Here is a 26,482-nt window from a genome sequence, read left to right as displayed (position 1 = left end):
TCAGCTGTCCAAACCACGGGCACGTGATTCATAGGCGCGGCGCGCTTCGACGTCGACACCGTCGAGCATGGCGTGCGACATACCCATCCGGCGTGCGACGAATTCGTTCACCGCCCCGGGCAGAAACTTTTGCGCGCCGACCAACAGGCCGGCGAGGCGGGTGACCGCGACCCGCGGGCGCGGGTCGCGGATGAGCCCGGCGACGGCGGCGGCGATGTCTTCCGGTTCCGCGTTGGGCAGCAATGTGGGACTTCGCGTGCCCGCGATGAGTTCGGTGTTGGTGAAAGTTGGCAGTACCGCGGAAAAATGCAGCCCGGCGTCACGGTGTTCGACGCGCAGTGAATCGGTCAGCGACAGCACCGCGGCCTTGCTCGCGCAGTAGGTGGCCAATCCCGGCGTCGGGGTCTCCCCGGCGAGCGAGGCGATATTGATGACGTGCCCGGCGTCGCGGCCCAGCATGCGCTGTACAGCCAGTTTGCTGCCGAGCACCACGCCGTAGACATTGATGTCGAGAATGCGGCGGGTGACCTCATCGGTCTCATCCACGAACGGGCCCGCCGGCATCACGCCTGCGTTGTTCACCAGCACGTCGAGCGGTCCCAGCTGTCGTTCGACGCTATCGAGGAAGGCCGCGAAAGACGCCGGGTCGGCGACATCGAGTCGGCCGAATACCTCGAGCCCGAGTTCGGCTCCAGCCTTCTGGACCTGCTTCTCGTCGATGTCGCCGATGGCCACCAGCGCACCGCGCTCGCGCAGCAGCCGCGCGGTCGCGAACCCGATCCCCCGTGCACCGCCGGTGATCACCACGACCTTTCCGGAAATCTCTGCCACGGTGTTCATTTCGTCTCCCTGTTGATTCGCTGTACTCGTCGGTGCACGGCTGCTTCTCGATCGCCGGTTTCGATGCGCGGCGGTTGGATTCATGCGATTCGGCGGGTGCCGTGCTCGCCGAGGATCATGCGCGCGACAGCGCTGGGCACGTCCACTTGTGGACAGTGACCGACTCCGGGCAGGATCCGCACCCGCGCCGACGGAAACCGGCGCTGGGCGCGATGCGCGGCAGCCGGCGGTATCAATTTGTCTTTGCTGCCGTGCACGATCAGGGTGGGCGGCAATTCACCGTCCGGGTAGCCGGCGTCGAACTCACGCAGCAAGGCGCGTCCGCCCGCGATCAACTGGCCGATCGGCCGCGTCCGCGCGAAGAGTTCGAGAAAGTGCGCGACGTTCTCAGCAGAGCTCGGCCGGTCGCGCATATAGAGCACACGATCAGCGACTGCCACCGCCGAGCGAGTGCGAAACACGGCGGCGGGTACACGGATTGCGGACAGCAGCGACTCCGGAGGCCCGAACCGGCCGACCGTGAACGTGGTGAGCGGGCGGTATCCGAAACCGGGGGCGTCACACGCGACAGCCATCAGTACAGCCAGTTCCGGGTTCAGCGCGGCACGCAGCGTGAGACCGGCACCCATCGAGTTTCCACACAGCACCACGCCTTCGGTGCCCGCGTGCGCACGCACCAGTGCGCCGACATACGCGTCCAGACGCGGCAGCACCGGTTCGCCGATCCGTCGCACGTGCACCGGCGGGAGATCCACCGCCACCGCTCGACGTCGCGACGCTGCGAGATGTTCGAGCACTCCCCTCCATGTGTCGGCACGGTCATAAATTCCGTGCAACAGCACGATCGCGGGCCCGTCACCCGCGACACTGAGCTGTCGTGTTCGTACGCCGCCGTATGTTTCGACCGATTCGGTCACCGTGCTGTGACTGCTGCCTGGCGTCATTGCCCTGCCTTCTGACTCGGTTACCGGATCAACCGGTGATTGCCCGCTCCGCGTCGCTCGCCATCGCCGTGGATCGTGTTCGGATGGCGAGCGGACGCGGCCTACTTCGGATCGCTCAGGCCAACAACCCTTTGGCCACGTGCGTCACCTGGATCTCGTTGGAACCGGCGTAGATCATCAGCGACTTGGCGTCGCGGGCCAGCTGTTCGACCCGGTATTCGGTCATGTAGCCGTTACCGCCGAACAGCTGCACCGCCTCCATCGCCACCTCGGTGGCGGCCTCGGAGGAATACAGTTTCATCGCCGATGCCTCCGACAGACTCGGCTGCTTGCCAGCCCGACCCCGCTCGAGCGCGCTGAACACCATGTTCTGCACGTTGATTCGCGCGATTTCCATCTTGGCCAGCTTGAGCTGGATCAGCTGGAAGCGTCCGATCTCCTGACCCCACAGCGTGCGGCTCTTGGCGTAATCCACACAGAGCCGGTGGCATTCGTTGATGATGCCCAGAGCCATGAACGCCACACCGATGCGCTCGGCGGTGAAACTCGAACGGGCGCTTTCGCGTCCGTCCCCACCCTTGTGCTCCTCGGTCTCGCCCAGCAGGCGGTCCTTGGTCAACCGCACATTGTCGAAGAACAGTTCACCGGTGGGTGAGGCGTGCAGGCCCATCTTGCTGAACGGCTTGCCCTGGGTGAGACCCTCCATCCCCTTGTCGAGAATGAAGGTGAGCACCTTGCGGTCGCGCTTGTCGACGCCGTCACCCTCGTCGAGCTTGGCGTAGACGACGAGCGTGTCGGCGAAGGGGCCGTTGGTGATGAAAGTCTTCTGCCCGTTGAGGATGTAGTCCTCGCCATCGCGTCGGACGTAGGTCTTCATCCCGCCGAATGCGTCCGACCCCGAGTCGGGTTCGGTGATTGTCCAGGCCGCGATCTTCTTCGCCGTGACGATGTCGGCCAGCCAGCGCTCCTTCTGGGCGAGGGTGCCGCGCGACATGATGGTCGTCGCGCCGAGACCGATGGACACGCCCAGCGCGGTCAATATGCCCATGCACACGCCCGAAAGCTCGCTGACCAGCACGGCCATCATGGATTCCTGGCCCGCGAAGCGACTGCCGCCCGAGGACTTCTTGTCCTTCTTCGCCGGCAGCGGTTCTCCGGCGGCGAAGGCCGCCTCCTTGGCACGCTGCCGTGCCAGCATCTTCTCGACCATCTCCCCGCCCATGGCGTCGATGCCGAAGTCGCTGAACAACTTCTGGACAATCGGGTACGGCGACATCTCGCCGCTGTCGAGCGCGTCGAGGTTCGGGCGGATCTCCTTGTCGATGAAGGCCCGCAGTGCCTCGCGGATCATCTCATCGGTCTCGGACCATTCGAACATCGTTGTTCTCCTCAGGGTTTCAGGGCAGCCGGGCCGCGATGTCGTCGATCAGCCACGGCCCTTCCGTTTCGATGGTCTTCACGTCGTGCCAGCCGGCCAGCTCCGAGATCGCCCCACCCTGCACCGCGAACACGGTGCCGGTGATCGGGCACTTCTCCGTCGCCAGGTAGGCGACCAGCGGCGAGATATTGGCGGGACTGAAGGCATCGAAACTGCCCTCGGCCGCAGCGTCCTCGGCCTCGGCGGCCATCATCGCGCCCATACCCGGAGTGGCCAGCGTCAGGCGAGTGCGGGCGATCGGCGCGATGGCGTTCACACGGACGCCGTAACGCCCCAGTTCTTCGGCCGCGACCAAGGTCAGCGCCGCGATAGCCGCCTTGGCCGCACCGTAGTTCGCCTGGCCCGCGTTCGGCACCGTGACACCGGACGCGGAGGCGGTGTTGATCACCGCCGCGTTGGGCTGTTCGCCCGCCTTCGACCGGTCTTTCCAATAGGCGGCGGCGTGATGCAAGACCGCGGCGTGTCCTTTGAGGTGGACAGCGATGACCGAATCCCACTGTCCCTCGTCCATTCCGGCGATGAAGGCGTCGCGCAGGATGCCGGCATTGTTGACTACGACGTCGAGTCGGCCGAACGCCGAAATCGCCTGATCCACTAGGCCCTTCGCGCCCTGCCAGTCCGCCACGTTGCCGGTGTTCGCGACCGCTCGCCCACCCGCGGCGACGATCTCGTCGACGACCTCTTGCGCGGGACCGGCGTAGGTACCGTCGCCGGAATTGCTGCCGCCGAGGTCGTTCACGACGACGGCCGCGCCCTCCCTGGCGAACAGCAGTGCGTGTTCGCGGCCGATGCCGCGTCCTGCGCCGGTGACGACGGCGACCCGTCCCTCCAGTACACCCATGGTCTACTCCTTGCTGGATATGAAATGTTGGGATTCAGTCACGCACGACGGCCAAGCCGTCGGTGAGGACAAGTTCGCCGCCACGTCCCGTTTCGAATGCGTACGTCGTGGCTCCGTCGGCGTTGCCTGCCCGCCAGATGCGGGTCTCCAGGTCGTCGTTGGGGAACACCATCTTGGAAAAGCGGACCGCGAATCGCCGCAGCCGGTGCACATCCGAGTCGGCGACCTCGTTGAGAACGCCCCAGGACGACATGGCCATGGTGCACAGCCCGTGGGCGATAATGCCCGGCAGCCCAGCGTCCTTGGCCACCTGCTCGTCCAGGTGCAGTGGCACCGGATCACCGGACGCCGGTGAGTACCGGAAGGTCTGGTCGGCGTCGACGTGCGCGGACACCGTGGCCAGCGGTGGAACTTCGGCCAAGGTTTTGTCGAAGCGGTGCGCCGGAGCAGCGTCGCCGACCCGGGGGCCGGCGTTCACATTGCGGAAGAAGGCGGTCAGATACTGCTCGTTGACCAACTCCCCGTCCTCGGCCCGGCATTCGATGAGCACGGTGATGGTCGAGCCGTTGTCCTTGCCCTCGTAACCGATCACCTTGGCCCGCGAGACGAGCTCGTCACCGGGCCGGATCGGCCGGTGGAAATGGAAGTCCTGCTCGCCGTGGACAACCCGGCCGAAGATGCTCATCGGTACCACGTCGATGATCGGCATCATCATGGCCTCGAACACCGGCACGATCGCGAACACCGGATTGGCAAGGACGCCACTGCGGTGCGCCTCGATGGGATCGTTCGTCGCGACCGCGTACTCCGCGAGCCGCTCGCGGGTGACCTCGAACCGCTCCTCATCGCACCAGACGTTCAGCCCAGCCGGGTCGAATTCGATTGCGGAACCCGACATCTCAGACCGCCGTGGCCAGGGCGTCGAGCTGAGCGAGGCTCTTGTCGATCTGGGCGCGACCATCCTTCTCCACGGCCTTGCCCAGCGCACCCTTGATGAGCGCACCCTCGAATTCACCGGACACCGCCAGCGTGCTGCCGGTGCCGTCGGGGGTGATTTCGAAGGCGAACTGCACCTTGACACCGGCCATGCCGGTGCCGCCCAGCACCAGCGTGCTCGGGGCCTCGACACTTTCGACGACCCATTCGATCTTGTTGGCCATGCCGAGCATGAGGATCTTGGCGACCAGTTTGGCGCCGGGCGCGAGGACGGCGGGCGGCTCGTCGATCCAGCGCTCATGGATGGTGAACCACCGGTCCCAGGTCTGCGGGTCGGCGACCACGGCCCACAGGGCTTCGGGGCCGGCGGTAAGGGCGGTGCTGGCTTCGATGTGTCCCATGACGGTGACTCCTCGTCGAGTGTGATTGCGTGGGTTGATATTTCACGTGATTCCGTCCGATGGCCGGAAAGTCGTTCAGCGCTCGGCGCGCTGATAGGCCGTGACGACGGCGGCGCCGCCGAGGCCGATGTTGTGCTGTAGCGCGGCGGTGACGTTGTCGACCTGACGCTTGTCCGCGGTGCCGCGCAGCTGCCAGGTGAGCTCACTGCACTGCGCCAGACCAGTAGCGCCGAGCGGGTGCCCCTTGGAGATCAGCCCGCCAGACGGGTTCACGACCCACTTGCCGCCATAGGTGGTCTGGCCGTTGTCGAGCAGGTTCCCGGCCTCGCCTTCGGCACACAGGCCGAGCGCCTCGTAGGTGAGCAGCTCGTTGGCGGAGAAGCAGTCGTGCAGCTCGATGACCTGGAAGTCCTCCGGCGCCAGCCCGGCCTGGTCGTACACCTGGCGTGCGGCCGCGACATTCATGTCGTAGCCGATGAGGTTCTTGGCGGTCCCATCGAAGGTGGAGGCGAAGTCGGTGGTCATGGACTGCCCGACGATCTCGACCGCCTGACCCGCGAGCCCGTGATCGTCCACGAACGCCTCGCTCGCCAGAATCACCGCGCCGGAACCGTCCGAGGTCGGCGAGCACTGCAGCTTGGTCAACGGGTCGTAGATCATCCGCGAGCCCAGAATGTCATCGAGCGAATACGCGTCCTGGAACTGCGAGAACGGGTTGTTCACCGAGTGCTTGTGGTTCTTGTAACCGATCTTGGCGAAGTGCTCGGCGGTGGTGCCGTACTTCACCATGTGCTCACGACCGGCTGCGCCGAACATCCACGGAGCCACCGGGAACAGCACCTCGGAGATTTCCGCCATCGCGAGGATGTGCTTGCCCATCGGCTGTTCGCGATCATCCCAGGTCGACTCCAGTGAGCCCGGCTTCATGCGCTCGAAGCCCAGCGCCAGGGTGCACTCCGCGAGGCCGCCCCGGATCGCCTGCGCCGCAAGGTAGAGCGCGGTCGACCCGGTGGAACAGTTGTTGTTGACGTTCACCACCGGGATGCCGGTCATACCCAACTCGTAGACCGCGCGCTGCCCCGAAGTGGACTCGCCGTAGACGTAGCCCACGTAGGCCTGCTGTACCTCGCGGTAGTCGATCCCGGCGTCGGCGAGAGCTTTGGTCCCCGATTCACGGGCCATGTCCGGGTAGTCCCAGTCGCTGCCGTCCTCGTTCTTGCGGCGGCCCGGCTTCTCGAACTTCGTCATGCCGACACCGACGACGTAGACCTTGTTCGTCATCGAACTCCTCACATCAGGCCGCACACCTACCTTGCCTGCGGCATGTTCCGATCCGTTTCGATCGAACTTCACGAAACATACAGCGCTGAACGCATGTAAACAACCTTCACGCCAGATTATTGGGGGTCAATTGGTGAACGCCCTGGTCGATACACACTTCAAAGATACATTCAGTTGTGTATGTAAATACGACAGCCCTCACCTGCCAACACGGTGGACGTCAGCGTCAGTCGGTCACTGGCCGTCCGGACAAGGCCGCCTCGCCAGCATGGTGCAGATCGCGGCAAGCGCGCCGCCACCGTCGGTGCGCGCGCTCGGGATCGTCGTCGACGAACGCGGACAGAAGAATGCCGCGCAGCGCGTCCATCGCCGTGTACAGGAAGGCCTCGGCGTCCTTGCGATCCACTTCATCCGGGGTGAAACGGCTCAAACCCAGCAGCACCGCGTTGTTGACGTACGGCTCGACCTTCTTCAATTCCGTCGCCAATGCCGGGTCAGTACGGCTGGCGACCCACAGCTCCACCGAAGCGATGAACAGCGGGCCCTGATGCAGCTCCCACAGAAAATCCAGCACGCCCGCGACGGAGTCGGACGAGACCTGCACCCGCCCCAGCTCCTGCATGGCAGCCTCGATACGCCGCTGCGCGAGACGACTGATGGCCGCCGTCATCAATTCGGCCTTGGAGCCGAAGTGGTGAACCTGCGCACCACGTGTCACCCCGGCACGCTCAGCGATCCGCGGCGTGGTGGCACCGGCGTAGCCGTACTCGACTAAGCAATCGATCGTGGCGTCCTGCAGCCGGGTCCGCATTTCCTGGCTCCGCTGCTCCTGCGTACGGCGCGGCACCGGGGAAACTGTCGATCGCGTCATAGACCCAGCATAGGGAACCTCCGAACAGCAGGTCCCGCGGCCGACATCAGCCCGCTGTGCGCCTGGCGTGGAGTTCTCGAACGAGCAGAGCCGATCAGCAACCGGTGAGGCCTCGTCGGTAGGTCACTCCCCCAGCACATCGTCGTCCCTACCGGCACCGTAACAGGACGTGAACCGACGCCTTCCCATAGAACGGGTATTTCAACCCTGAAGTCCGAAACTGTCGCTGTATCAACATCATCGACCGGTTCCGGTTTATTCGCCTCCGCCACGGTCAACCCTCCGCTCATGACCACCTCACGTAATCGGGTACCGAGTACGCCGAGCATGGATCTGACCAGCACCACCATCGTGTTGGCGACCAGCGTGTTCTTTCTGTTGGGTCTGACCGCCCTGGCAGGGTCGCTGACCATCGCCTTCTTCGGCGCCCTCAGCCTGAGTGCGGCGATGACGATGTCCTCCAAAATGCTAGGCCTCAACGGCCTTCAAATCACCTCCCCCCGTTGAGCATTACGAACGCCAGGAGCTGATCCGCATGCCCACCACCACCGCCGCCCGCCCCACCTACGAACACGCCGAACCATTGTTCGCGCACCTGGCGCTGACCGACCCGCGCAGCCCCGAGCACGATGCTCTGCGCGAGGAGATCATCGAAGTCTGCCTCCCGCTCGCCGAGCACATCGCCCGCAAATACGCCGGCCGCGGTGAAGTGTTCGACGATCTGCTCCAGACCGCGCGCGTCGGCGTGGTCATGGCAGTCGACCGCTACGACGTGACCACCGGATCACCGTTCCTGGGTTTCGCGGTCCCCACCATCATGGGTGAAGTGCGCAGACACTTTCGCGACCACATCTGGCCGCTGCATGTGCCGCGTCGCGAAAAGGAGCTACAGGGCAAAGTCAGGGTGGCGACCGACGAGTTGACCCGTCGACTCCACCGCTCCCCCACCGCGCAAGAACTCGCGACCGAACTCGATGTTCCGGTTACCGATATCGCCCGTACTCTGGTGGCGGCCAACGCGTTCCAGACGCGCAGCCTCGACACACCCGCACGTGATACCGACGGCGATCCCAGCATGACCATCGCCGACACCTTCGGCGATGAAGACCCTCGTTACCAACTGGCTGAAGACACGATCACCGTCGCGCCCTTGCTGGCACAGCTGCCGCCGGAAGATCGCCAGCTGCTGATCTGGCGGTTCTACGACACACTCACCCAAGGTGAGATCGCCGAACGCCTCGGTGTCTCCCAGATGAGCGTGTCTCGCAAGCTCACCAGACTGCTGGGCGATCTGCGTGCGCAAACCACCGACGACCAAGTACCGCTCGCGGTCTGAACTCCTGGTTCGCCTGCGCCCTCTCCCCGCTCGCAGCCACCTTGCACTGTTCCTCAGATCGACGCCCGACCAACCGGGCAGGCGGGGTCATCCAAATAGGTCCGGCCGTCGAATTCCTGGGTGAAGGGTCGGTTTCCGTAGCGCTCACAACCTGCGACGACCCTTCAGAGGAAGGCAACGCTCGGTCGCTGATCGGATCGATCAGCGACCGAGCGTTCCGTTGGTCGCTGCCACAGCGTGGAGCGACACGGCCCCATATATCAAGCGTCCAGCTTTCCCAGCGGATATTTTGCCCGTATGAGCCGTCCTGAAACTGCGCTATCGTCTACCCCGACCGGCCGCCGACGCCTGTCCTATCCGGTGTTCGCGCTGGTCGTGATCGCGTATCTGGCGATCATCCAGCTCGGTGGTCTGCTGATGACCGCGCTGACCGGCGAGGACGATTTCCTGTCCACGCGTGCGGTGTTCTACGGCATGATCATCCCGCTCGGTGTCGCCTTGGCGTTCACCTACGGTGTGATCGCCTACCTCGGCTGGATGCGGCCGGTCCTGCGCGACGACCGCCCGACCCGGCCGTGGGTGCGGGTCGTGCCGATCGTGTTCCTCGTCGCGATCGTCTTCGGTATCAACTACAGCGCGCTGGCTGACAAGGGTCTGCTGTACACGCTGGTGCTGCTGATCGCGACCCAGTTCGTCGGCTGGGGCGAGGAGGGCATGTTCCGCGGGATCGGTGTCGTGGTGCTGCGTGATCACGGCCTCACCGAGGGCAAGGTCGCGTTGTGGTCGAGCATCGTGTTCGGCGCGGTGCATCTGACCAACGGCATCACCCACGGCGCGAGCGCGCTGCCGCAGGCGATCATGGTCAGCCTGGCTGGCTACTTCTTCTACCTGACCCGGAGGGTGACGCGTGGCAACACCGTCAACTCGGTGCTGCACGGTTTGTTCGACTTCACCCTGCTCACCGGCACGTCGATCCTGATCGATCAGGCCTTGTATCTCGGCACCCTGCTGCCGATCCTGCTCTACCCGGTGCTGGCGACCGTGCTGCTGGTGAAGCGGCGCAGTATCGACCCCGCCTCGGCGACGGAGGGGCGGTAGCCACGTTCATCATGACGTAGCGTCGTTTTCGGCGATGCCTGATTGCATACGCAGCGGCGGGGTATGCCGCTGCCGAGCGACTGAACCGGGAGCTCGCCAGCGCATTCGGATGATGGGAGTAGACCATGCTCGGTCTCGGAATAATCGGATGGATCATCATCGGCGGACTCGCCGGATGGATCGCCAGCAAGATCATGAAGACCGATGCCCAGCAAGGGATCCTGCTCAACATCGTCGTCGGCGTCGTCGGCGGCCTGCTCGGTGGATTCGTGCTCAAACTGTTCGGTGTCGATGTCAACGGCGGCGGACTGTGGTTCAGCTTCTTCACCTGCATCGCCGGCGCGGTCATCCTCTTGTTCCTCGTCGGGTTGGTCACCGGGCGTCGCGGCGCATCGCGTTAGCCGCCACCGGACTGGCACAACCGCAGTGCACGGCCCGAAGCCTTCACGGCTTCGGGCCGCCCCTGTCTCCACACAGTGCCCAGCACCCCGCAACTCTCCAGCGCATGCCTGTAATCGCCGTCACAGCAAGGTGTTTCGCAGTGCGGTAATCGATTCGTCTCCGAAGGTGTGGGCATTCGAACAGTGAAACCGTCATGTTCCCGTTCGAAGGAGAACCCCCTGTTCATGAGACGAACGCGCCGTCACGTCCACCTCCTAGGCCGCCTCGCATTGTTGGGTGCTCTCGTCTCGGCGGGTGTTATCGCCTGCGCGACGACTACCGAATCGCGAGGCCCTGGCGGAGGCCCGGCCTCTGCCGACGCACCGGCCATCGGCCCAGCCGCTGGTGCGCAGCTGTGCGACACGATGTGGGCCGATCTCGCCGGCTGGCGCCAACAGGGCAGCGCCATCGCTCGCGTGAAATTCAACGGCGTCGTACACACCTGGGCGCTGCGAAACGGTGCGATCAATATCGCCCTCGCCCGAGATCGCGACGCGATCGACGTGGTCACACGCGACCAGTGCCCCAACGCACGTCAGCAGGTCACACAGATCATCAACACTGTGGATCTGGCGTCGGGGCTCGTCGGCTTCTGATTCCGCGCCCGGGCTGTTTAGGAACAGGTGTGCGCGGTACGACCACAGAAATGATTGTCCCGGCGCAGAAGAAGGACCGATACCCGGCACACCGACCAGCTCGGCCCGGAAGGGAGAACCATGTCGATGCAGGTAGCGGATTACGTCCTCGCGCGGCTGCGGGAATGGGGTGTCGGGCAGGTCTTCGCCTACCCCGGTGACGGCATCAACGGCCTCGTCGCCGCATTCGGGCGAGCCGAGAACTCGCCGCGGTTCGTGCAGAGCAGGCACGAAGAGATGTCGGCCTTCCAAGCCACCGGATACGCGAAGTTCAGCGGCAACGTCGGCGTGTGCATGGCCACCTCGGGACCGGGCGCGATTCACCTGCTCAACGGCCTCTACGACGCCAAGCTCGATCATGTGCCGGTGGTCGCCATCGTCGGTCAGACCGCACGCAGCGCGATGGGCGGCAGCTACCAGCAGGAGGTAGACCTGCAGTCGCTGTTCAAGGACGTGGCTTCGGACTACCTTGTCGAGGTCAATGTCGCCAACCAGCTGCCCAACGCGCTCGATCGTGCGATCCGCACCGCCCTGACGTGCCGCGCGCCGACCGCGGTGATCATTCCGGCCGATCTGCAGGAGGAGCGCTACGAGCCACCGACGCATGCCTTCAAAGAGGTGCCGTCGAGCCCGCCGAGCATTTCATGGAGCACCTCGGTCGCGGCGCGCGCGGAGATCGAGCGGGCGGCGGAGGTGATCAACGCCGGAACCAAGGTCGCTGTGCTCATCGGCCAAGGCGCGCGCGGTGCGGCCGAGGAGGTGCTCGAGGTCGCCGAATTGACCGGGGCGGGCATCGCCAAGGCACTGCTGGGCAAAGACGTGCTCTCCGATGACCTACCCTTCGTCACCGGCTCGATCGGCCTGCTAGGCACCCGCGCGAGCTATGAGCTGATGCGCGACTGCGACACCCTGCTGATTGTCGGCTCGAACTTCCCGTACAGCCAGTTCCTGCCCGAACTGGACCAAGCCCGGGCCGTGCAGATCGACCGGGACGGCGCGTCGATCGGCATGCGCTACCCCACCGAGGTGAACCTGGTCGGCGACGCGAAAGCCACACTGCGTGCACTGATCCCGCTGCTCGAACACCGAGACGACCGATCCTGGCGCGACACTGTCGAACAGAACGTGCGGCACTGGTGGCAGACACTGGAGCACCAAAGCATGCTCGGCGCGGACCCGGCCAACCCGATGCGGGTGGTGTGGGAACTGTCGCAGCGCGTTCCGGACAACGCGGTCATCACCGCGGATTCGGGCTCGTCCACCAACTGGTACGCCCGCTGCCTACGCATGCGCGCCATCATGCGCGGCTCGTTGTCGGGCACGCTGGCCAGCATGGGCGCCGCGGTGCCCTATGCCATCGGCGCGAAGTTCGCGCACCCCGACCGCCCGGTGATCGCACTGGTCGGCGACGGCGCGATGCAGATGAACGGCCTCAACGAGCTGATCACGATCCACCGCTACCAGCACCTGTGGGCCGATCGGCGACTGATCGTCTGCGTCTTCCACAACAATGACCTCAATCAGGTCACCTGGGAGTTGCGCGGCATGGGCGGCGCACCGAAATTCGAAGAGTCGCAGACACTTCCGGATGTCTCCTACGCCGATATCGCTCGGTGCACGGGCATCGAGGCGATCACCGTCGACAACTCCGACGACATCGGGCCCGCCTGGGATCGCGCGCTGGCCGCGGACCGCCCGATACTGCTCGACATCCGCTGCGATCCCGAGGTGCCGCCCATCCCGCCCCACGCCACCACCGAGCAGATCAAGGACATGGGTCGCGCCGTACTCGCGGGCGATCCGGGCGCATGGCATCTGCTGGTCCAAGGTGTGAAGAGCAAGGCCCAGGAACTTCGGCCTCGAGGTCGGGCCGATTGAGGCACGACGCAGTGGGTATAGCCGAGCAATACCCACTCGGAGGGAGCTATCCAATGGCATATTCGGATCGACAGCGTGGTGCCGTGCAGCGTCAACCCGACCAGGCCAGCGGTGAATTTCCCGATCACTCGCGAACGACGCGCAGTCACGCGGGCGAAGGCCTCGAGGACGGATACAACTTTCCCGGAATCGTCCTGTGCGCCATGGGAATCATCGCGCTGGGCCTGTTTCTGACCGCCACCGGCTACGGATTCGGCGGCTGGGCGGTGATCGCCGGCATCGCGGCGGTCGTGCTGGCAGGTGCCGGTGTCGCCTGGCTCCTGCTCGAACATCGTCGCGTGAAAGCGAAGGAAGGGCTGAAGCTCACCGATCAGCGCGGACACTGAGCCGGCGGCACCGTTTGCTCTTCGCACGTTCGGGTAGGGCACCGACATGACCCACCGCAACGAAACCGTCCAGACCGCCTACGACATGACACCGGCCACCCCAGTCGACGCATGAGATTGCGTCACCGGCCATGCCCGCGCGCGATTCGCGCGACCGGCATCGGTAATTCGGCTGGATCAGACGAGACCCTCGACCTCGGCCACCGAGGGTGGAATCCCGGTCGACGCCGCGAACACGTCGATGAGCAGGTCCTCGTCGTCGTAATGAGCCGAGGCTGACAGGCCTGCGGTTTGTCGGGCGATCGCGTGAACCTCGTCGCCGGTCAGCGGGTAATCCGCCACGACGTGGCGCCAGTGCGCGCACAGCAGGGTGCCCCCCGGCTCGAGGTGAGCCACGGCTTGCTCGAAGACGTCGCGCAGGCTCGCGGTGTCGAGGTAGTAGCAGACTTCACTGAAGACGATCAGATCGAAATCCTCTGCCTCCCAGGGCTGTCCCAGACCCCACAGCCTGAACTCCACCGGCGTGCAGTTGGGGCGCGACAGTCGCGACCGCGCAGCGTCGAGCGCGCGCTCGGCGATATCGGTACTCACCACATGATTGCAACGTCCGGCGAGCTCTTCGGTGAGCACACCGATGGAACAGCCGGGCTCGAACCCTCTTCGATAACGCGCCCTGGGCAACATCGCCATCGTCAACGCGCGTTTGCGCCGCTCGTACCAGCGGGTGGTGAAGCGCCACGGGTCGACGTCGCGGGCATACATCTGATCGAAATAGCCTGGTGGCATGGGTGTTTCGTTCACTGGAAGAAGACCTCGTCCGGTGCGGTGAACCGCTGGAGGATATGCGTGGGCAGGACAGGACGGTCGGCCCGATGATCCGACAGCGGGCGGATCTGGGTGCGATGCTGGGCCATCGCCCGCGCCTTGGCCGCAACCGCCGACGGCGGCAGTGGCAGTGCGTAAGCACTCTCCGAAGCCACTCGCGGATGCTGCGGAGCGCCCCAATGCCACATCCATACCGGGTACTCGAGCAGCTCGGTCGCGGTGTTCCCACAGGCCGTGGCGGCGGCGCGGCCGACGGCTTCGTGGTCGGGGTGACCGTCGTGGCGCCAGGTTGCCGCGCATCGCACTCCTGGTCCACCGAGGCGGGACAAGACATAGCCGAGCAGATCGGCGAGCTCGGTCTCCTGCTCAGCTATGCCGCCGTCAGGCATGCCGAGGCGCATCGGCGCTCCGGTAGCGAGTTCGTAGGCCGCGTTCTGCGATTCCTCGATACGCAGCGCGGCCAGCTCAGCAGGAGCGTAGGTGGGTGAGCCCGGATGCGATGCTTCACCGTCGGTGACCGCGATCAGCGTGACCGGGATGTCGGCGGACCGCAACAGCGCGATGAGCCCGCCCGCTCCGAGCACCTCGTCATCGGGATGCGGCGCGACGACCACGAGATGGCGCCAATCCTGGATCCGAAGTTCGGGTCGACTCGCCCGCCACTGCGCCCAGACACCCTCGCATGCGCCGGGAGCCTCGGTATCGATCAGCGGCTGAGCAACCACGTGAACTCCTTTTCCGCCTGGTCGCGGCCGAGATCGGCCAGATCGCGCTCGGCATGGCTCTGGCGCAGGTACACGGTCAGGTCCGCGACCCTGCGGGCATGGGGTCTGTCACCGCACAGAGGTCCGGCCCCGAGCGCGCGCCCGACACGGTCCAAGGTCTCGGTGGCCGCGGTTTCGACAACCGCACGGACGGTGCGGGCACGGATTCGCCCGTACCCGGCGGTGTCTCGCGGATCGTCGTCGATCGCGTGGGCGGCGGTGGAAAGGCTGGCGCGGGCGGTGGACAGCGCTGCGGTCACCGCGCCCAGGTGGGCGAGCGCATGGTCGTCGGCGCGCCCGGCGGCCGCGTAGCGATGCAGCGCTTCGGCGACCGCGCACGCGCTGCCGTACCAGCAAGCGGCCACGCCGATGGCACCGTGCCAGAATCCGGGGCGACTCAGATACGCACCGGGGGCACCGACCATCCTCGCTGCGGCGTTGTCGAAATCGACAGCACCGGAGTCGGATTCGCCCATACCGACCGCATGCCAGGTCCCGGGCACCGGCTGGGCGACGGCACGGTCGAGCGGCACCGCGAACAGTGCTGTCTGCTCATCCGCGACCGCCGTGACCAGTGCATGCGTACATATGCTCGCACCTGAGCACCACAGTTTGCGGCCGTCCAGCACCCAACCTTCGGAGACCCTGTGTGCTCGCAACACCGGAGAAGGCGGTTCCGCGGCCCACACTCCCCAGATCTCGCCGGGCGCTGCCGCAAGACATTCAGTCTCAGATCGCGGACCAGCGGCGCCGGCGACGGTAGAACGGTGCACCGGATCACCACGACCGAGCTCGGCCATGATCGCGACGGCGTCTGTGTGCGCCTCCGCCAGGCGGCCGAGAACTGTGTCCTCGTACGCTATTTCGGCCAGGGTGCGCCACCGCGCGAGTGTGCGTCCCGAGCCCGGCAACGGGAGATCCAGCCTCGCCGAGCTCGCCAGCGACTTCATGGCAGCTGAGGTCCGTAGCTCGGTTGCTGCGGGTGGACCGACGGCGCGGCTGTCCACCGACGTCATGAGACCTCCTGCGGCTCGTCACGGCCGAGCCCGCGCAGATGCTCGGCGAAACCGTGCGGCGCGCGGCCCCTCCGCCGGGCAGAGGTGGTGACGCGCACGTCTTCTGCCCAGGCGATCCTGGCCCCCGCGGCGAGCAGGCGCCCGGCCAGGTCCACGTCCTCGCCGGTGCGAAGCGCGCGGAAGCCGCCGATTCCCCAGTACGCGTCGGCCCGGAAGCCGAGCGCAGCGCCGTGGAGATGACCGTGACCGTCCGGCCCGTGGTTGCGGTATTCGCGCTCGTAGACCCGTCGGGCCTGCGCGGAGTGCGCGCCCCACTGCCGCACCGCCACTACGCCCGCCACCAACTCGAAACCTCGCCGCGCGTACTCGAGCTGGGAAGACAACCAGGAGTCTTCGACTTCGGAGTCGGCGTCGGTGGTCGCAAACCAGGTTCGGCCGTCACACCCCGCGCCCGCGTGCTCGAATCCTCGCCGCCGTGCGGCGCCGACATTGCGCTCGCTTACTGTCAGCACCTCGGCCGCCGACGCAATCCGTGCCGAGCCATCGGTGCAGGCGTCGAGCACGAGCTGGACACGAACCGGAATGTCTATCCGGCTCACGGCACGTTCCAGAGCCGTAAGACATCGAGGCAGCAGCCGTTCCTCGTTCCGGGCCGGAACCACCACGACGACCCTGTCGATCTCACCGATCATGACCTGCACTGCACATCGCGACCAACGACTGATTTCATGAGATACGCCTACCCGCCTTTACAGAGGGCAAACAGCCACGACCCCGTCCCGACCTGGAGGTTCACCACCGCGCCACCGAATGCGGTGCCCCACAAGCTCACCGCGGCTACACAGTTCGATTGCGCCAGAACATTTCCCGGAACGCTGGTCGTCGTCAGTGTGGACACGGAAGAGCCTCCTGTCCCACCGTGGGGGTCGGTTCACGAGTATCCGCCCGTCTACCTGCGTGACGAGCTGGATCTCCCGCTCCTCATGGCCTGCCTGCCCGGATCTCTTCGGTTGCCGCGCGGAAGGCGGGTGCGGCATGGGCGAAGTAGTCGAAGAGCAGCGCACGCTGTTCCGGTGTGTAGCGGTCGAGGACCTGGGCGATTCTGCGGCGGGCCGGCGCTACCAGCTCGCCGATTCCCGCGAGGGCCTCGGTCACCGGTTCAACGACTACCTTGCGGCGGTCGGACGGGTCGCCTATTCGACGGGCGTATCCGGCCCGTTCCAGCCGGTCGATGAGGCGGGTGGTCGCGCCGGTGGTCAGGCCGGTCCGCTCTGACAACTGTCCCGAGGTCAATGTGCCGGCCAATGCGAGCTGACTGAGCGCGTACCACTCCGAAGCTTGCAGTCCTGCCGCTGCCGCGCCGGCCATGCCGTGCAACCCGACGGCATCGAGGTAGGCGCGAAAGACCTCCTCTTCGGAATTCTGCTGCGCGGTAGTTGCCATGGTGCTCGATGTCTCCTACTCTGATAGTTGCACGCATGCAGATACTGACTACATGCAGGTATCTCACATACTACCCACACGGAGGAAATCGTGGCTACCAACACCCAAGCTGATCAGCAGGCGGTTACCGAGGTGATCGCCGGACTCGTCGATGCCTGGCGTCGTCACGATGCCGATGCCTACGGGGCAGCATTCACCGAGGACGCCACATACATCACCTTTGTCGGCACCTACTACCGCGGGCGCAGCGACATCATCGAAAGCCACCGCACGCTGTTCGCCAAGTACCTCAAGGGCACCCAATTGGCCGACGAAATCCTCGACGTCCGATTCCTCGGGCCGGACACGGCCGTGGTCACCGGGCGCGGCGAATCCTACAAAGGCGACCGCCCCAAGAAGCTGACCAAGGTGCAGACCTACACGCTGGTCCGCGAGCCATCCGGGCAGTGGCGCGTCGCGGCGTTTCAGAACACCAAACGCAAGCCGATCATGGAGGCGATCTCGTTCAAAACCGCTCCCAGCCTGATTCCGGCAGCCCAGCGGTAAGAGCTTGTCGTGCAGCTGGAGCCCGATGAACGGTGAGATCGTCGACGACTTCCAGGAGGGCAACCTCGTGACCGTGGATGATCGTACTGGTTCCGCGGACTGCCCCTTCGAACCACGCGATCACGACGATTCTGTTGCCCGCCTGGAAGGTTCGCTCGATAGTCAGGTTGGGTGTCGAGTCGAGTGTGCCGAAGTCATGATTCCCGCTTGGCTGCTTTTCGGCCACGGCCCCGCGGCTGCATCGGCCAGCGCTTCGCCACGCTCGAAACGACGCTCATCCTCGGTCGACATCGCTCTTCCTCGCACCTCTATCGTCCCGCGAGACGACTGCCCAGCTTTCCTCGCAATCGCTTCGACCTGCGACCCGCACGCTGAACTCGGCGGGGCATCGTGTTGACGCGGGTGAGGTCGCCGTCGTAATGCGCCAGGACTCGATGATCCATAGTGCGCCGCCACAGCACCGGCACCGACGCGACGACGATCATGGTGGCATAGCCTGCGGGCAGCTGCGGTGCCTCGGACGCGGTGCGCAGGGTCTGGTACCGGCGCCCGGGATTGGTGTGATGATCGCTGTGCCGCTGCAGGTGAAACAGGAAGATGTTGGTGACGAGGCGGTCGGAGTTCCAGCTGTCGGCCGGCGAGCAGCGCGCCCAGCGACCGTTGGGCAATCGACGTCGCAGCAGGCCGTAGTGCTCGACATAGTTCACCGTCTCGAGCAGCCAGACGCCGATCACCGCCTGAACGGCGAGATAGGGCAGGACACCGGGCCCGAACGTCGCGACGAGCCCGCCGAACAACACCACCGTCATCGCCCACGACTGCAGAATGTTGTTGCGCGGGCACCACCACGAGCGTTGCTGGCGTCGCAGCCGGTCCCGCTCCAGTTCGAGCGCTGACCGAAATCCCCCGATCACGCTGCGGGGCAAGAATTTCCACAACGACTCGCCGAATCGCGCGCTGGCCGGGTCCTGCGGCGTGGCGACCCGAGCATGATGGCCTCGATTGTGCTCGACGTAGAAATGCCCGTACCCGGATTGCGCCAGCGCCGCCTTCGCCAGCCACCGCTCGAGCCGCTCGACTCGGTGACCGAGTTCGTGCGCGGCGTTGATCCCGATCCCCGCCAAGAAGCCGACGGTCACGGCCAACCCCAGCTTGTCGACGACTCGAAGTTGCGGATCGACCCACAGGTAGCACGCGATCACCAGGGCAGCGACCTGCACCGGGAGGAACAGGTAGGTACACCACCGGTAATAGCGGTTGGCACCGAGTTCTTCGTAATCCTCGTCGCTGGGATTGTGGCCGTCTTCACCGACAAGGCGATCCAGCACCGGAATCACGAACAGCACGATAATCGGCTCGATCCACCAGAAAACCGCCAGTCCGGTACGCATCACCAGCTGTGAGGGCAGCAACGCGCAAACCGGCGCCACCAATCCGAATGCCCAGAGATATCGCTTCGGATCCGCCGTCGGCACCAAGTAGCGATCGAGCAGGTGCCGCGGCCGCGGCACCCGCATCGACATCCTCATCGAAACGTTGGGGTCAAGGCAGCCTCGCGCAGTTCGTCGGTGCGGGCTGACCCGCGAGCCTGTCGGTCATCCACCGCTGCGACGCGTCCAACGCCGGGAAAAACGACACCACGTGGTCAGGCGCGGTGCCCGCGATCGCAGGCATTTGGAGGTCGGCATCGAGTTCGACGGCCGCACCACCGGCGCACCACTGCGCCACGGTCGATCGGACGGTGCCGAACGGCGGCACGTCGTCGTTGCGGCTCGACGCTACGAGCATCGGCACAGCCGGAGTCTGGTTCCCGAGCTGCTGCTCGGCGACGGCTTGCGACACCACCGGCAACCGCTCGATGACCGCGCGCAGCGGTTCACCACTGGTTGTCCACTGCGCGGTGCTCGGGAACTTCTGCGCGATCCCGCTGAGCACAGCGCATTTGCCCTGGGCTTCCGCCAGGATCGCCTTGCCGGTGTCGTTGAGTTCGGCGTCCAGTTCCACCCGGGCATCGGGGTAATCGGCGGCGATACCGTTCAACAGCCAGGCATAGGCGGGTGCCAGATGCGCCTTGCCGTCGCTGTGCGCGACGAAGGCCATGACATCGACCACCGGGGCCCCTACGTACGCGCCGCGCACGTTCAGCTCGGGAGCGTACGACGGCTGCAGTTCCGCGGCAGCACCCGTGGCCGAACCGCCCTGGGAATACCCGTACAGCATGACCGGAGCACCGGCGCCGAGGCCGTTGCCCGGCAGCGCCAACGCCGCCCGCGCGGCGTCGAGCACGGCATATCCCTGCGACTTCCGGTTGAGGAAATCGTGCACGGCGGGCGTGCCGAGGCCTTGGTAATCGGTCATCACGACCGCCATTCCGCGGGCCAGCAGCGCATACAACGCCAGCACGTCGAACTCGACCATCACGTCCATCGGCGGCTCGACGTCGACGAGCTTCGCGAGCAATTTCGACGGAGCACACTGATCGCCCTGCCCTTTCGAACCACCCGCGAAAGCGACCAGGGGTCGCTCGCCCGGTCCGGTCCATGGCGCTGCGGGCTCCATGTACGTCCCGACCACCGCGGTCGGCTCGTCATGGGTGTCGCTGCTGCGATACATGATTCGAGTCGCCGATGCGGGGATCATTTCCGGCTGCCCCGGCGCAGACAGGGCCAGATGCGCGGGCTCCGTCCGGATGATCGCCCCCGCCGCCACGTCGGGCAGCGGCATCGGCGTGCTGTAGAAGTCACCGACGGCTACCTCAGCGGTCGGCACCGACGATGCCACCGGCGCCGATACCAGCCCGGCACTCACCGCGACGACCGCTCCTGACAGAACCGCCGACCATTTGCATACACGCCTCCTCAAAACTAAACCTCCCTGTGATGTGTGACACCCTGCTGCTGAATGGGGTAGACCGTACACACAGGGTTCAGCGCAGGAGATCTCAGGTATCCTCGGGCACGATGAGCTGGTATTTCATCCCAAATATCCCATTTCTGGATGCATACACCGAAGCGCCCCGCATCTGTGACAGGCGCGCCACAGAGTCGCTTTTTTATAGCCTTCAGCTATGAATTCTTCTTAGATGGCAGCCGTCTTCGATAAGAGCGTGCCTGATGTCGACAGTCGGCCCATCACCACGCCGCGCCACGCCCACCCGCCCGGGCGGCCGATCGCACTGTCAAGCCGGGTGCTGCACATGGATGCGCAGGGCGTTCGCGGCGAACTCCGCGGCCTCTGGGCTGCCGAAGGTCTGATGGAAGTCGGGGTCGGTCTCGTAGAGATCGGCCATGCCTCGCACCATCGCGGCGGATAGTTCGGCATCGCCGGCGTGGGTGGGCGTCCCGGGGATGTCGGCGAACCACGCCAGATGGACAGCGGCGTGCTGTTGGGCAACGGTTGAGCCGGGCGTGTGGCCCGCTTCGTGGATCTCGGCCCAGCTGTCGAGCAGGGCCTGCGCGCCGGTTTGCCAGTCACGTTGCTGTTCAATGGATTTGGCATGCCACCATCGGTTCGATGCGTCGAAGGCTTCGCGCCCCCACCGTCGCACGACCTCGGTTTCGTAGCGATCGTTGAAGCCTTCGAGCATGACGTCCATGCGAGGTTCGCGACCCTGTCGACGCATCTGCAGGGTGTGCTCGACCGCGCTGATGCGCCGGTCCAGTGCCTGGCGGTCCTCAGTGAGTTGCGTCAGGTGCGCTAGGAGCGCTTCGATCTCGGCGGCCGGTGTCCCAGGTGCGTCGAGGACAGCGGCGATGTCGGCCAGTGCCATCCCCGTGTCGCGGAGCAGGAGGATGCGTTGCAGGCGCGCGACCGCGTCGGGACCGTAGTAGCGGTAGCCGTTGGACCCGACGCGATCGGGTTCGAGCAGCCCGATGCGGTGATAGTGACGCAGTGTGCGGCCGCTGATGCCTGCGCGGTCTGCGAGCTCGTGCACCGTCCATTCCATTGCCGGGCTCCTGCCGTTCGACGTTCTGCTCAGTGTGCCGCGTCCGCCGTCAGGCCCAGCCGTGGCAGCGCGATGCGCAGGATGTCGGCGGCCGGAGTGTGGATGCTTTGGGCAGCCGTGGTGCCCGTGGCGTCGAGGTAAGCGCGGACGAGCCGGACGCCGGCCGCATAGCCGGCCCCGGTCGGCAGGCCGACAGGCTCGGTACCGAACAGTTGTGCGCTGGAGTCGCCGAGGACCCAGGCGGCGAAGTCCGCCATACCGGTGACGCCCAGCCCGCCGGCCACCTTGGCCAGAACCTCGTCGTCGGAGCGGGTTTCGTCGCGCACGAAGTGGGTGTAGCCGACGTCGCCGTACAGCTCGGACGCGAAGACGTCGGCGAGTCCTTCGGCAACCACGTGCTCGCCGACCGTCACCGTCTGTGGGTTCCACACGACCCCGCCGGGCGAGTAGCGCACGTTATGATGCAGTTCGTGCACCGCGATCGCCTCCAGGCGGTCGAGGACACAAGCGGACGGCCAGACAGTGATCGCGATGTATCCGCTGATACCGCCGAACCCCGAGATCCCCTGCACCTCGTCGACGAAGTGCGTGCTGGTCGGATCACCCAGGACGAGCAGCACATTCAAGTCCGGGATCGTCACGCCTGGATCGGCAGACGCCAACGCTGTGGCGCCGTCCTCGAGAGCCTTCTCGATGCGGGTCCACGCATCGGCCGCGACAAGGGTCTCCAGTCCTTCGCGGACCTGCTCGATCGCGCCGGAGTCCGGACGGAAGCCGAAGTTCTGCTGGTGCACGGTGGCCATGTCCACGCCGCCGGGGATGAAGTGGTACATCCCCGCCATCGGAGCCCAGATCTCACGGATGAGGTCGGCGCGATCCTGCTGGTCCGCCGTCAGGACGCGGGTCATGCCCGAGGCACTGTCAATCATCGAAATGGTCATGTCAAGCGACCATAAACATTGCCGCTACGTCAAGGTCAACCGATTCCTCGATCAAAGTCCGCACGATCCGACCACGGTCACGGGCGATATCGTCACGGCAGCACCGCCCATCGGGTGCTCGCCACGGAAGGACAACCTGTGACCGAAACACCCACCCACGCCGCCTCGGCCCCGGTCGGACAGGGGACAGGTCGCGAGGTCGTGCGACTTGCCGCGATCGTTGCGGCCCTGGGTGTGGTGTTCGGCGATATCGGCACCAGCCCGATCTACACCCTGCAGACGGTGTTCGATCCGGCCGACCCGCATCCGGTGCCGGTGAGCCAGGACAACGTGTTCGGGATCGTCTCGCTGATCTTCTGGTCGGTCACGGTGATCGTGACGATCACCTATGTGACGCTCGCGATGCGCGCCGACAACGACGGCGAGGGCGGCATCATGGCGCTCATCACGCTGCTGCGGCGCTGGAGTGCGCCGGGCGGCAAACGGACGGCGGCTTTCCTTGCGGCACTGGGGATCTTCGGTGCTTCGTTGTTCTTCGGCGACTCGATGATCACCCCGGCGATCTCGGTTCTCTCGGCTGTCGAGGGATTGAAGATCGTCGAGCCGTCGCTCGAGGAGTTCATCATCCCGATCACCGCGGTGATCATCGTGGTCCTGTTCCTGGTGCAGCGCAAGGGAACCGCGGTCGTCGGGCGCGTATTCGGGCCGGTGATGATCGCGTGGTTCACCGCGATCGGGGTGGCCGGGATCGCGGGCATCAGCGACAACCCGGAAATCCTGAAGGCGATCTCACCGACCTACGCGCTGGGATTCCTGTTCGGCCACTTCCACATCGCGTTCTTCGCGCTTGCCGCCGTGGTCCTCGCGGTGACCGGCGCCGAAGCCCTCTACGCCGACATGGGTCACTTCGGGCGACGTCCGATCGCCCGAGGCTGGCTGCTTCTGGTGTTCCCGGCATGCATGCTCAGCTACATGGGCCAGGGCGCGCTGATCCTGTCCGACCCGGCCAATATCACCAGCCCGTTCTTCCTGCTCGTCCCCGGCTGGGGTCGGCTCCCGATGGTGCTGCTTGCCACTGCCGCGACGGTGATCGCTGCTCAGGCCGTGATCACCGGCGCGTTCTCCGTCGCCTCCCAAGCCGCTCAGCTCGGCTACCTGCCGCGACTGCGGATCGTGCACACCTCCGAATCCACTATCGGTCAGATCTATGTCCCGTGGATCAACTGGCTGCTCATGGTCTCGGTGCTGACCTTGGTCTTCGCGTTCCGCAGCTCCCACGCCCTCGCCTACGCGTTCGGGATGGCGGTCACGGGCACCATCACCATCACCACGCTGCTGTTCTTCTACGTCGCCCGCGCCCGGTGGCGTACCCCGTTCTGGCTGCTCGCGCTCGGTGCGGTGCCGCTGCTCGGTATCGATCTGCTGTTCCTCGGGGCGAACCTCACCAAAATCGTGCACGGTGCGTGGCTACCGTTGCTGATCGGCGTCATCGCGTTCACGGTCATGACCACCTGGGAACGCGGTCGCGACATCGTCACCGCAGCGCGCGAACAGCGTGAAGGCCCACTGCAGGAATTCGTCGACGAACTCGGCGAAGGGCGACCGAAAACCTTCGAGGTCCCCGGCACGGCGATCTTCCTCAATCGGGGCAAGAAAACGACTCCGCTGGCCATGCGCGCCAATGTCGAGAACAACCACGTCCGGCACCAGCACGTCGCGATCGTGAGCATCGCCACCGACCCGGTGCCCCGTGTGCCGTTCGCGGAACGGCTCACCGTCGACCATCTAGGCCACGGCGACGACGGCATCATCCACGTCACCGCCCGCTACGGCTACGCCGAACGTCCCGATATCCCCGCGGCGTTGCGGCATCTCGATGCCACGGCGACAGAGGGAAGGCTCGACCTCGACCGTGCCTCCTACTTCGTCTCCAAGATCGAACTCCGCCGCGGTGACCAGCCGACCATGGCGACGTGGCGCAAACGACTGTTCATCGCCACCTCCCACATCACCGCCGACGCCGCCGACTACTTCGGCCTGCCCCGCGACCGCACCGTCATCATGGGCTCCCACATCGACGTCTGAATCTCTGATCATCGGGCCCGAGAGGACGCTTCACCGGCTCGAATTCGGGACTGTCGGTGGCGTTAGAATCGAGGGGGGTGCGAGGAGTAGAACGATGAGTACCACCAGTGTGATTGTGATCATCGTCGTCGCGGTCGTCGTCGTTGTCGCGCTCGTGGCCGGCGCCTTGATGTTGATGCGTAAACAGCGTGCACGCCAGCGGGCCGAGGCCGAGGACATCCGCGCCCGCGCGACGGAACAGGAGTTCGAGGTCGGTCAGCGAGAGGCGCGGGCCGACGAGATCGCCGCCCGCAGCCGCGCCGCGAAGGCCGAAGCCGAGGCCAAGTCCGCGCAGGCCGAGCAGCTTGCCCAGCAGGCACATGTGCATCGCGGTGATGCCGCGGATTCGCGAGCCGACCTGGACAAGGAATGGGAGCGTGCGGACGAGGTCGATCCGGACACGAAGTCGGGTCACGCATCCGAGTGATCCGGACCGGCCGACCCGGGGCCGCCTTTATCGGCTTTCGCCAACAGTCTCATATCGAGGACGACCGATCCACCGCAAGGTGCGTCGCCACGGCATCGCGGTGCGAGCGGTCGTGAGCACGATGGCAGTCCCGGTAACAGCCATCCACGCCGGGAGTGGGTAGAACACGAGCCGTTCGGTCACGCCGACCTGAAGTCCGATCATCAGCAACACCGTCCCGGTCAACCCGGCTGTCGCGCAGAGCCCCGACCAGATCGCGGCCATACGCCAGTTTCTCCACAGCCAGATGGTCAGCAAGATCAGCACGATGTGGCGGGATACGAAGGCCGGCATCACCGCCAGTGCGTGCACGACAATGCCGTCATCGGAGGGAAACACCCCGGTTGCCGCGGTGCTCGCACCGATAACGACGGCGAGGACCACGATCGACCATTGGCGAGGTCCGTGGGGGATGTAGTCGAGCAGTCCGGCCGCTCCGACGACGGTCAGCGATCCGAGCGCGACGAACGTCGCGTTCATGACCAGATGCAGGGGTGAACACGCGTTCGGGGTGCAGGTGGTGACGCCGAGATCGCTGATGGTGTCGTGGCGGAAACTATAGGCCGTTTTCGATGCGGTAGCGGTAACGCGCTCGGCGAGCAGATAGGCGAACACCAGGGTCCACGCGAGTCCCGCACAAATATGCCGAGTACGGCCGACCGCGTCCGGTAGCGGCAGGATGTACCGGACCGAGCTGTTTCTGGTCCGGCCGGCAATGGAACCGGCGTGTAGTCGAGACGGAAGGCGAACTGATGACATCGGACGCCTACATCCTGGTGTGCCGAATTGTCGTAGGCCGAGAACGCGGTATTTCAGGCATGGCGGTCGCTCCGCTGGTGGTGGAACCGGTTGGAATGGTCCGCGACGGTTGGTCGCACCCGGGAGCTAGCGCTTGAAGGCGTCTTTGACCTTGGCGCCGGACTGTTTCAGGTTTCCTTTGGCTTGACCGGCGCGGCCTTCGATCTCGAGGGTCCGGTTACGGCTGACTCGACCGAACACCTTCTTCATCCTGCCCTTGGTGGCCTCGGCGGAATGAGCGATCTTCTTGCTGATACTCATGACACTTCTTCCTCGAGCCTTCAGTC

Annotated in this window: 30 protein-coding genes; 11 read left to right on the top strand and 19 right to left on the bottom strand. The window is 65.5% G+C overall.

Features of this window, described 5'->3' with window-relative positions; genetic code table 11:
- The 8 genes from ACFTS5_RS06035 to ACFTS5_RS06000 all read right to left on the bottom strand — a co-directional run bounded on the left by ACFTS5_RS06035 (position 1) and on the right by ACFTS5_RS06000 (position 7,552).
- The gene (locus ACFTS5_RS06035; RefSeq protein WP_378627854.1) at positions 1-840 is read right to left on the bottom strand and encodes an SDR family oxidoreductase; all 840 of its coding nucleotides are present in this window, start codon (positions 838-840) and stop codon (positions 1-3) included.
- Positions 841-920: 80 nt separating this feature from the next.
- On the bottom strand, positions 921-1,784 hold the full coding sequence (locus ACFTS5_RS06030) for an alpha/beta fold hydrolase (RefSeq protein ID WP_378627853.1): 864 nt from the start codon (positions 1,782-1,784) through the stop codon (positions 921-923).
- Between the two features lie 115 nt (positions 1,785-1,899).
- Positions 1,900-3,162 (bottom strand): acyl-CoA dehydrogenase family protein, encoded by a 1,263-nt coding sequence (locus ACFTS5_RS06025; protein WP_378627852.1) that lies wholly within the window; start codon positions 3,160-3,162, stop codon positions 1,900-1,902.
- Between the two features lie 19 nt (positions 3,163-3,181).
- On the bottom strand, positions 3,182-4,063 hold the full coding sequence (locus ACFTS5_RS06020; protein WP_378627850.1) for an SDR family oxidoreductase: 882 nt from the start codon (positions 4,061-4,063) through the stop codon (positions 3,182-3,184).
- A 34-nt stretch (positions 4,064-4,097) separates the two neighbouring features.
- On the bottom strand, positions 4,098-4,961 hold the full coding sequence (locus tag ACFTS5_RS06015) for a MaoC/PaaZ C-terminal domain-containing protein (RefSeq protein ID WP_378627849.1): 864 nt from the start codon (positions 4,959-4,961) through the stop codon (positions 4,098-4,100).
- Position 4,962: 1 nt separating this feature from the next.
- On the bottom strand, positions 4,963-5,400 hold the full coding sequence (locus ACFTS5_RS06010; protein WP_378627847.1) for an SRPBCC family protein: 438 nt from the start codon (positions 5,398-5,400) through the stop codon (positions 4,963-4,965).
- 75 nt (positions 5,401-5,475) lie between these two features.
- Positions 5,476-6,681: a lipid-transfer protein gene (locus tag ACFTS5_RS06005; RefSeq protein ID WP_378627845.1), complete on the bottom strand. Its 1,206-nt coding sequence runs from the start codon at positions 6,679-6,681 to the stop codon at positions 5,476-5,478.
- Positions 6,682-6,907: 226 nt separating this feature from the next.
- Complete coding sequence (locus ACFTS5_RS06000) at positions 6,908-7,552, bottom strand: TetR/AcrR family transcriptional regulator (protein WP_378627843.1); 645 nt, start codon at positions 7,550-7,552, stop codon at positions 6,908-6,910.
- Between the two features lie 288 nt (positions 7,553-7,840).
- Here ACFTS5_RS06000 and ACFTS5_RS05995 point away from each other — a divergent pair, with 288 nt between their 5' ends.
- The 7 genes from ACFTS5_RS05995 to ACFTS5_RS05965 all read left to right on the top strand — a co-directional run bounded on the left by ACFTS5_RS05995 (position 7,841) and on the right by ACFTS5_RS05965 (position 13,326).
- Entirely contained in the window at positions 7,841-8,059 is a 219-nt protein-coding gene (locus ACFTS5_RS05995; protein WP_378627841.1) for a hypothetical protein, read from the top strand.
- Between the two features lie 28 nt (positions 8,060-8,087).
- Positions 8,088-8,888 (top strand): SigB/SigF/SigG family RNA polymerase sigma factor, encoded by an 801-nt coding sequence (locus ACFTS5_RS05990; protein ID WP_378627839.1) that lies wholly within the window; start codon positions 8,088-8,090, stop codon positions 8,886-8,888.
- Positions 8,889-9,185: 297 nt separating this feature from the next.
- Complete coding sequence (locus ACFTS5_RS05985) at positions 9,186-9,986, top strand: CPBP family intramembrane glutamic endopeptidase (RefSeq protein ID WP_378627837.1); 801 nt, start codon at positions 9,186-9,188, stop codon at positions 9,984-9,986.
- A gap of 125 nt (positions 9,987-10,111) precedes the next feature.
- Positions 10,112-10,387: a GlsB/YeaQ/YmgE family stress response membrane protein gene (locus ACFTS5_RS05980; RefSeq protein WP_378627834.1), complete on the top strand. Its 276-nt coding sequence runs from the start codon at positions 10,112-10,114 to the stop codon at positions 10,385-10,387.
- Between the two features lie 225 nt (positions 10,388-10,612).
- The gene (locus ACFTS5_RS05975; RefSeq protein ID WP_378627832.1) at positions 10,613-11,023 is read left to right on the top strand and encodes a hypothetical protein; all 411 of its coding nucleotides are present in this window, start codon (positions 10,613-10,615) and stop codon (positions 11,021-11,023) included.
- Between the two features lie 120 nt (positions 11,024-11,143).
- On the top strand, positions 11,144-12,940 hold the full coding sequence (locus ACFTS5_RS05970) for a thiamine pyrophosphate-requiring protein (RefSeq protein ID WP_378627830.1): 1,797 nt from the start codon (positions 11,144-11,146) through the stop codon (positions 12,938-12,940).
- A 53-nt stretch (positions 12,941-12,993) separates the two neighbouring features.
- Positions 12,994-13,326, top strand: coding sequence for a hypothetical protein (locus ACFTS5_RS05965; RefSeq protein ID WP_378627828.1), 333 nt, complete (start codon positions 12,994-12,996; stop codon positions 13,324-13,326).
- Between the two features lie 177 nt (positions 13,327-13,503).
- Here ACFTS5_RS05965 and ACFTS5_RS05960 read toward each other — a convergent pair whose 3' ends face one another.
- From ACFTS5_RS05960 to ACFTS5_RS05940, 5 genes are all read right to left on the bottom strand, one after another.
- A complete protein-coding gene (locus ACFTS5_RS05960) occupies positions 13,504-14,112 on the bottom strand; it encodes a class I SAM-dependent DNA methyltransferase (RefSeq protein WP_378627825.1) in 609 nt (202 codons plus the stop codon).
- 11 nt (positions 14,113-14,123) lie between these two features.
- Positions 14,124-14,876, bottom strand: a complete 753-nt coding sequence (locus ACFTS5_RS05955) for a PIG-L deacetylase family protein (RefSeq protein WP_378627823.1) — start codon at positions 14,874-14,876, stop codon at positions 14,124-14,126.
- A complete protein-coding gene (locus tag ACFTS5_RS05950; RefSeq protein ID WP_378628352.1) occupies positions 14,858-15,865 on the bottom strand; it encodes an acyl-CoA dehydrogenase in 1,008 nt (335 codons plus the stop codon). Before ACFTS5_RS05950 ends, ACFTS5_RS05955 begins: the two co-directional genes overlap by 19 nt.
- Before the next feature lie 62 nt (positions 15,866-15,927).
- Positions 15,928-16,623, bottom strand: coding sequence for a glycosyltransferase (locus tag ACFTS5_RS05945; protein ID WP_378627821.1), 696 nt, complete (start codon positions 16,621-16,623; stop codon positions 15,928-15,930).
- Positions 16,624-16,912: 289 nt separating this feature from the next.
- Positions 16,913-17,374, bottom strand: coding sequence for a MarR family winged helix-turn-helix transcriptional regulator (locus ACFTS5_RS05940; RefSeq protein WP_378627819.1), 462 nt, complete (start codon positions 17,372-17,374; stop codon positions 16,913-16,915).
- A 90-nt stretch (positions 17,375-17,464) separates the two neighbouring features.
- Here ACFTS5_RS05940 and ACFTS5_RS05935 point away from each other — a divergent pair, with 90 nt between their 5' ends.
- Positions 17,465-17,920, top strand: coding sequence for an SgcJ/EcaC family oxidoreductase (locus ACFTS5_RS05935; protein ID WP_378627817.1), 456 nt, complete (start codon positions 17,465-17,467; stop codon positions 17,918-17,920).
- Between the two features lie 308 nt (positions 17,921-18,228).
- Here ACFTS5_RS05935 and ACFTS5_RS05930 read toward each other — a convergent pair whose 3' ends face one another.
- The 4 genes from ACFTS5_RS05930 to ACFTS5_RS05915 all read right to left on the bottom strand — a co-directional run bounded on the left by ACFTS5_RS05930 (position 18,229) and on the right by ACFTS5_RS05915 (position 22,774).
- A complete protein-coding gene (locus ACFTS5_RS05930; protein ID WP_378627815.1) occupies positions 18,229-19,437 on the bottom strand; it encodes an alkane 1-monooxygenase in 1,209 nt (402 codons plus the stop codon).
- A 25-nt stretch (positions 19,438-19,462) separates the two neighbouring features.
- Positions 19,463-20,728 (bottom strand): lipase family protein, encoded by a 1,266-nt coding sequence (locus ACFTS5_RS05925; RefSeq protein ID WP_378627813.1) that lies wholly within the window; start codon positions 20,726-20,728, stop codon positions 19,463-19,465.
- 370 nt (positions 20,729-21,098) lie between these two features.
- Positions 21,099-21,866, bottom strand: coding sequence for a MerR family transcriptional regulator (locus ACFTS5_RS05920; protein WP_378627812.1), 768 nt, complete (start codon positions 21,864-21,866; stop codon positions 21,099-21,101).
- A gap of 29 nt (positions 21,867-21,895) precedes the next feature.
- Positions 21,896-22,774 carry a DUF2268 domain-containing protein gene (locus tag ACFTS5_RS05915; protein ID WP_378627811.1) on the bottom strand — a complete coding sequence of 293 codons (879 nt, stop codon included), beginning with the start codon at positions 22,772-22,774 and terminating at the stop codon, positions 21,896-21,898.
- Here ACFTS5_RS05915 and ACFTS5_RS05910 point away from each other — a divergent pair.
- The 3 genes from ACFTS5_RS05910 (at position 22,773) to ACFTS5_RS05900 (ending at position 25,358) form a co-directional block, all read left to right on the top strand.
- Complete coding sequence (locus ACFTS5_RS05910) at positions 22,773-22,949, top strand: hypothetical protein (protein WP_378627810.1); 177 nt, start codon at positions 22,773-22,775, stop codon at positions 22,947-22,949. The genes ACFTS5_RS05915 and ACFTS5_RS05910 overlap by 2 nt on opposite strands.
- 59 nt (positions 22,950-23,008) lie before the next feature.
- Entirely contained in the window at positions 23,009-24,892 is a 1,884-nt protein-coding gene (locus ACFTS5_RS05905) for a potassium transporter Kup (RefSeq protein WP_378628350.1), read from the top strand.
- A 94-nt stretch (positions 24,893-24,986) separates the two neighbouring features.
- A complete protein-coding gene (locus tag ACFTS5_RS05900) occupies positions 24,987-25,358 on the top strand; it encodes a hypothetical protein (RefSeq protein ID WP_378627809.1) in 372 nt (123 codons plus the stop codon).
- Positions 25,359-25,385: 27 nt separating this feature from the next.
- Here ACFTS5_RS05900 and ACFTS5_RS05895 read toward each other — a convergent pair whose 3' ends face one another.
- Together ACFTS5_RS05895 and ACFTS5_RS05890 are read right to left on the bottom strand one after the other, a co-directional pair.
- A complete protein-coding gene (locus ACFTS5_RS05895) occupies positions 25,386-26,156 on the bottom strand; it encodes a DUF998 domain-containing protein (RefSeq protein ID WP_378627808.1) in 771 nt (256 codons plus the stop codon).
- A gap of 126 nt (positions 26,157-26,282) precedes the next feature.
- A complete protein-coding gene (locus ACFTS5_RS05890; protein WP_378627806.1) occupies positions 26,283-26,456 on the bottom strand; it encodes a CsbD family protein in 174 nt (57 codons plus the stop codon).
- Between the last annotated feature and the right edge of the window lie 26 nt (positions 26,457-26,482).

This window comes from Nocardia sp. NPDC056952, assembly GCF_042674185.1.
In the GTDB taxonomy this organism is placed as follows: Bacteria; Actinomycetota; Actinomycetes; order Mycobacteriales; family Mycobacteriaceae; genus Nocardia.
This window is presented reverse-complemented; position numbering and strand designations above follow the sequence as displayed.

What these genes read in the sequence shown, in the direction of transcription:
- ACFTS5_RS06035 (WP_378627854.1), bottom strand. Translation starts at nt 840, where the DNA reads ATGAACACCGTGGCAGAGATTTCCGGAAAGGTCGTGGTGATCACCGGC.
- ACFTS5_RS06030 (WP_378627853.1), bottom strand. Translation starts at nt 1,784, where the DNA reads ATGACGCCAGGCAGCAGTCACAGCACGGTGACCGAATCGGTCGAAACA.
- ACFTS5_RS06025 (WP_378627852.1), bottom strand. Translation starts at nt 3,162, where the DNA reads ATGTTCGAATGGTCCGAGACCGATGAGATGATCCGCGAGGCACTGCGG.
- ACFTS5_RS06020 (WP_378627850.1), bottom strand. Translation starts at nt 4,063, where the DNA reads ATGGGTGTACTGGAGGGACGGGTCGCCGTCGTCACCGGCGCAGGACGC.
- ACFTS5_RS06015 (WP_378627849.1), bottom strand. Translation starts at nt 4,961, where the DNA reads ATGTCGGGTTCCGCAATCGAATTCGACCCGGCTGGGCTGAACGTCTGG.
- ACFTS5_RS06010 (WP_378627847.1), bottom strand. Translation starts at nt 5,400, where the DNA reads ATGGGACACATCGAAGCCAGCACCGCCCTTACCGCCGGCCCCGAAGCC.
- ACFTS5_RS06005 (WP_378627845.1), bottom strand. Translation starts at nt 6,681, where the DNA reads ATGACGAACAAGGTCTACGTCGTCGGTGTCGGCATGACGAAGTTCGAG.
- ACFTS5_RS06000 (WP_378627843.1), bottom strand. Translation starts at nt 7,552, where the DNA reads ATGACGCGATCGACAGTTTCCCCGGTGCCGCGCCGTACGCAGGAGCAG.
- ACFTS5_RS05995 (WP_378627841.1), top strand. Translation starts at nt 7,841, where the DNA reads ATGACCACCTCACGTAATCGGGTACCGAGTACGCCGAGCATGGATCTG.
- ACFTS5_RS05990 (WP_378627839.1), top strand. Translation starts at nt 8,088, where the DNA reads ATGCCCACCACCACCGCCGCCCGCCCCACCTACGAACACGCCGAACCA.
- ACFTS5_RS05985 (WP_378627837.1), top strand. Translation starts at nt 9,186, where the DNA reads ATGAGCCGTCCTGAAACTGCGCTATCGTCTACCCCGACCGGCCGCCGA.
- ACFTS5_RS05980 (WP_378627834.1), top strand. Translation starts at nt 10,112, where the DNA reads ATGCTCGGTCTCGGAATAATCGGATGGATCATCATCGGCGGACTCGCC.
- ACFTS5_RS05975 (WP_378627832.1), top strand. Translation starts at nt 10,613, where the DNA reads ATGAGACGAACGCGCCGTCACGTCCACCTCCTAGGCCGCCTCGCATTG.
- ACFTS5_RS05970 (WP_378627830.1), top strand. Translation starts at nt 11,144, where the DNA reads ATGTCGATGCAGGTAGCGGATTACGTCCTCGCGCGGCTGCGGGAATGG.
- ACFTS5_RS05965 (WP_378627828.1), top strand. Translation starts at nt 12,994, where the DNA reads ATGGCATATTCGGATCGACAGCGTGGTGCCGTGCAGCGTCAACCCGAC.
- ACFTS5_RS05960 (WP_378627825.1), bottom strand. Translation starts at nt 14,112, where the DNA reads ATGCCACCAGGCTATTTCGATCAGATGTATGCCCGCGACGTCGACCCG.
- ACFTS5_RS05950 (WP_378628352.1), bottom strand. Translation starts at nt 15,865, where the DNA reads ATGAAGTCGCTGGCGAGCTCGGCGAGGCTGGATCTCCCGTTGCCGGGC.
- ACFTS5_RS05945 (WP_378627821.1), bottom strand. Translation starts at nt 16,623, where the DNA reads ATGATCGGTGAGATCGACAGGGTCGTCGTGGTGGTTCCGGCCCGGAAC.
- ACFTS5_RS05940 (WP_378627819.1), bottom strand. Translation starts at nt 17,374, where the DNA reads ATGGCAACTACCGCGCAGCAGAATTCCGAAGAGGAGGTCTTTCGCGCC.
- ACFTS5_RS05930 (WP_378627815.1), bottom strand. Translation starts at nt 19,437, where the DNA reads ATGCGGGTGCCGCGGCCGCGGCACCTGCTCGATCGCTACTTGGTGCCG.
- ACFTS5_RS05920 (WP_378627812.1), bottom strand. Translation starts at nt 21,866, where the DNA reads ATGGAATGGACGGTGCACGAGCTCGCAGACCGCGCAGGCATCAGCGGC.
- ACFTS5_RS05910 (WP_378627810.1), top strand. Translation starts at nt 22,773, where the DNA reads ATGCCCGAGGCACTGTCAATCATCGAAATGGTCATGTCAAGCGACCAT.
- ACFTS5_RS05915 (WP_378627811.1), bottom strand. Translation starts at nt 22,774, where the DNA reads ATGACCCGCGTCCTGACGGCGGACCAGCAGGATCGCGCCGACCTCATC.
- ACFTS5_RS05900 (WP_378627809.1), top strand. Translation starts at nt 24,987, where the DNA reads ATGAGTACCACCAGTGTGATTGTGATCATCGTCGTCGCGGTCGTCGTC.
- ACFTS5_RS05895 (WP_378627808.1), bottom strand. Translation starts at nt 26,156, where the DNA reads ATGTCATCAGTTCGCCTTCCGTCTCGACTACACGCCGGTTCCATTGCC.
- ACFTS5_RS05890 (WP_378627806.1), bottom strand. Translation starts at nt 26,456, where the DNA reads ATGAGTATCAGCAAGAAGATCGCTCATTCCGCCGAGGCCACCAAGGGC.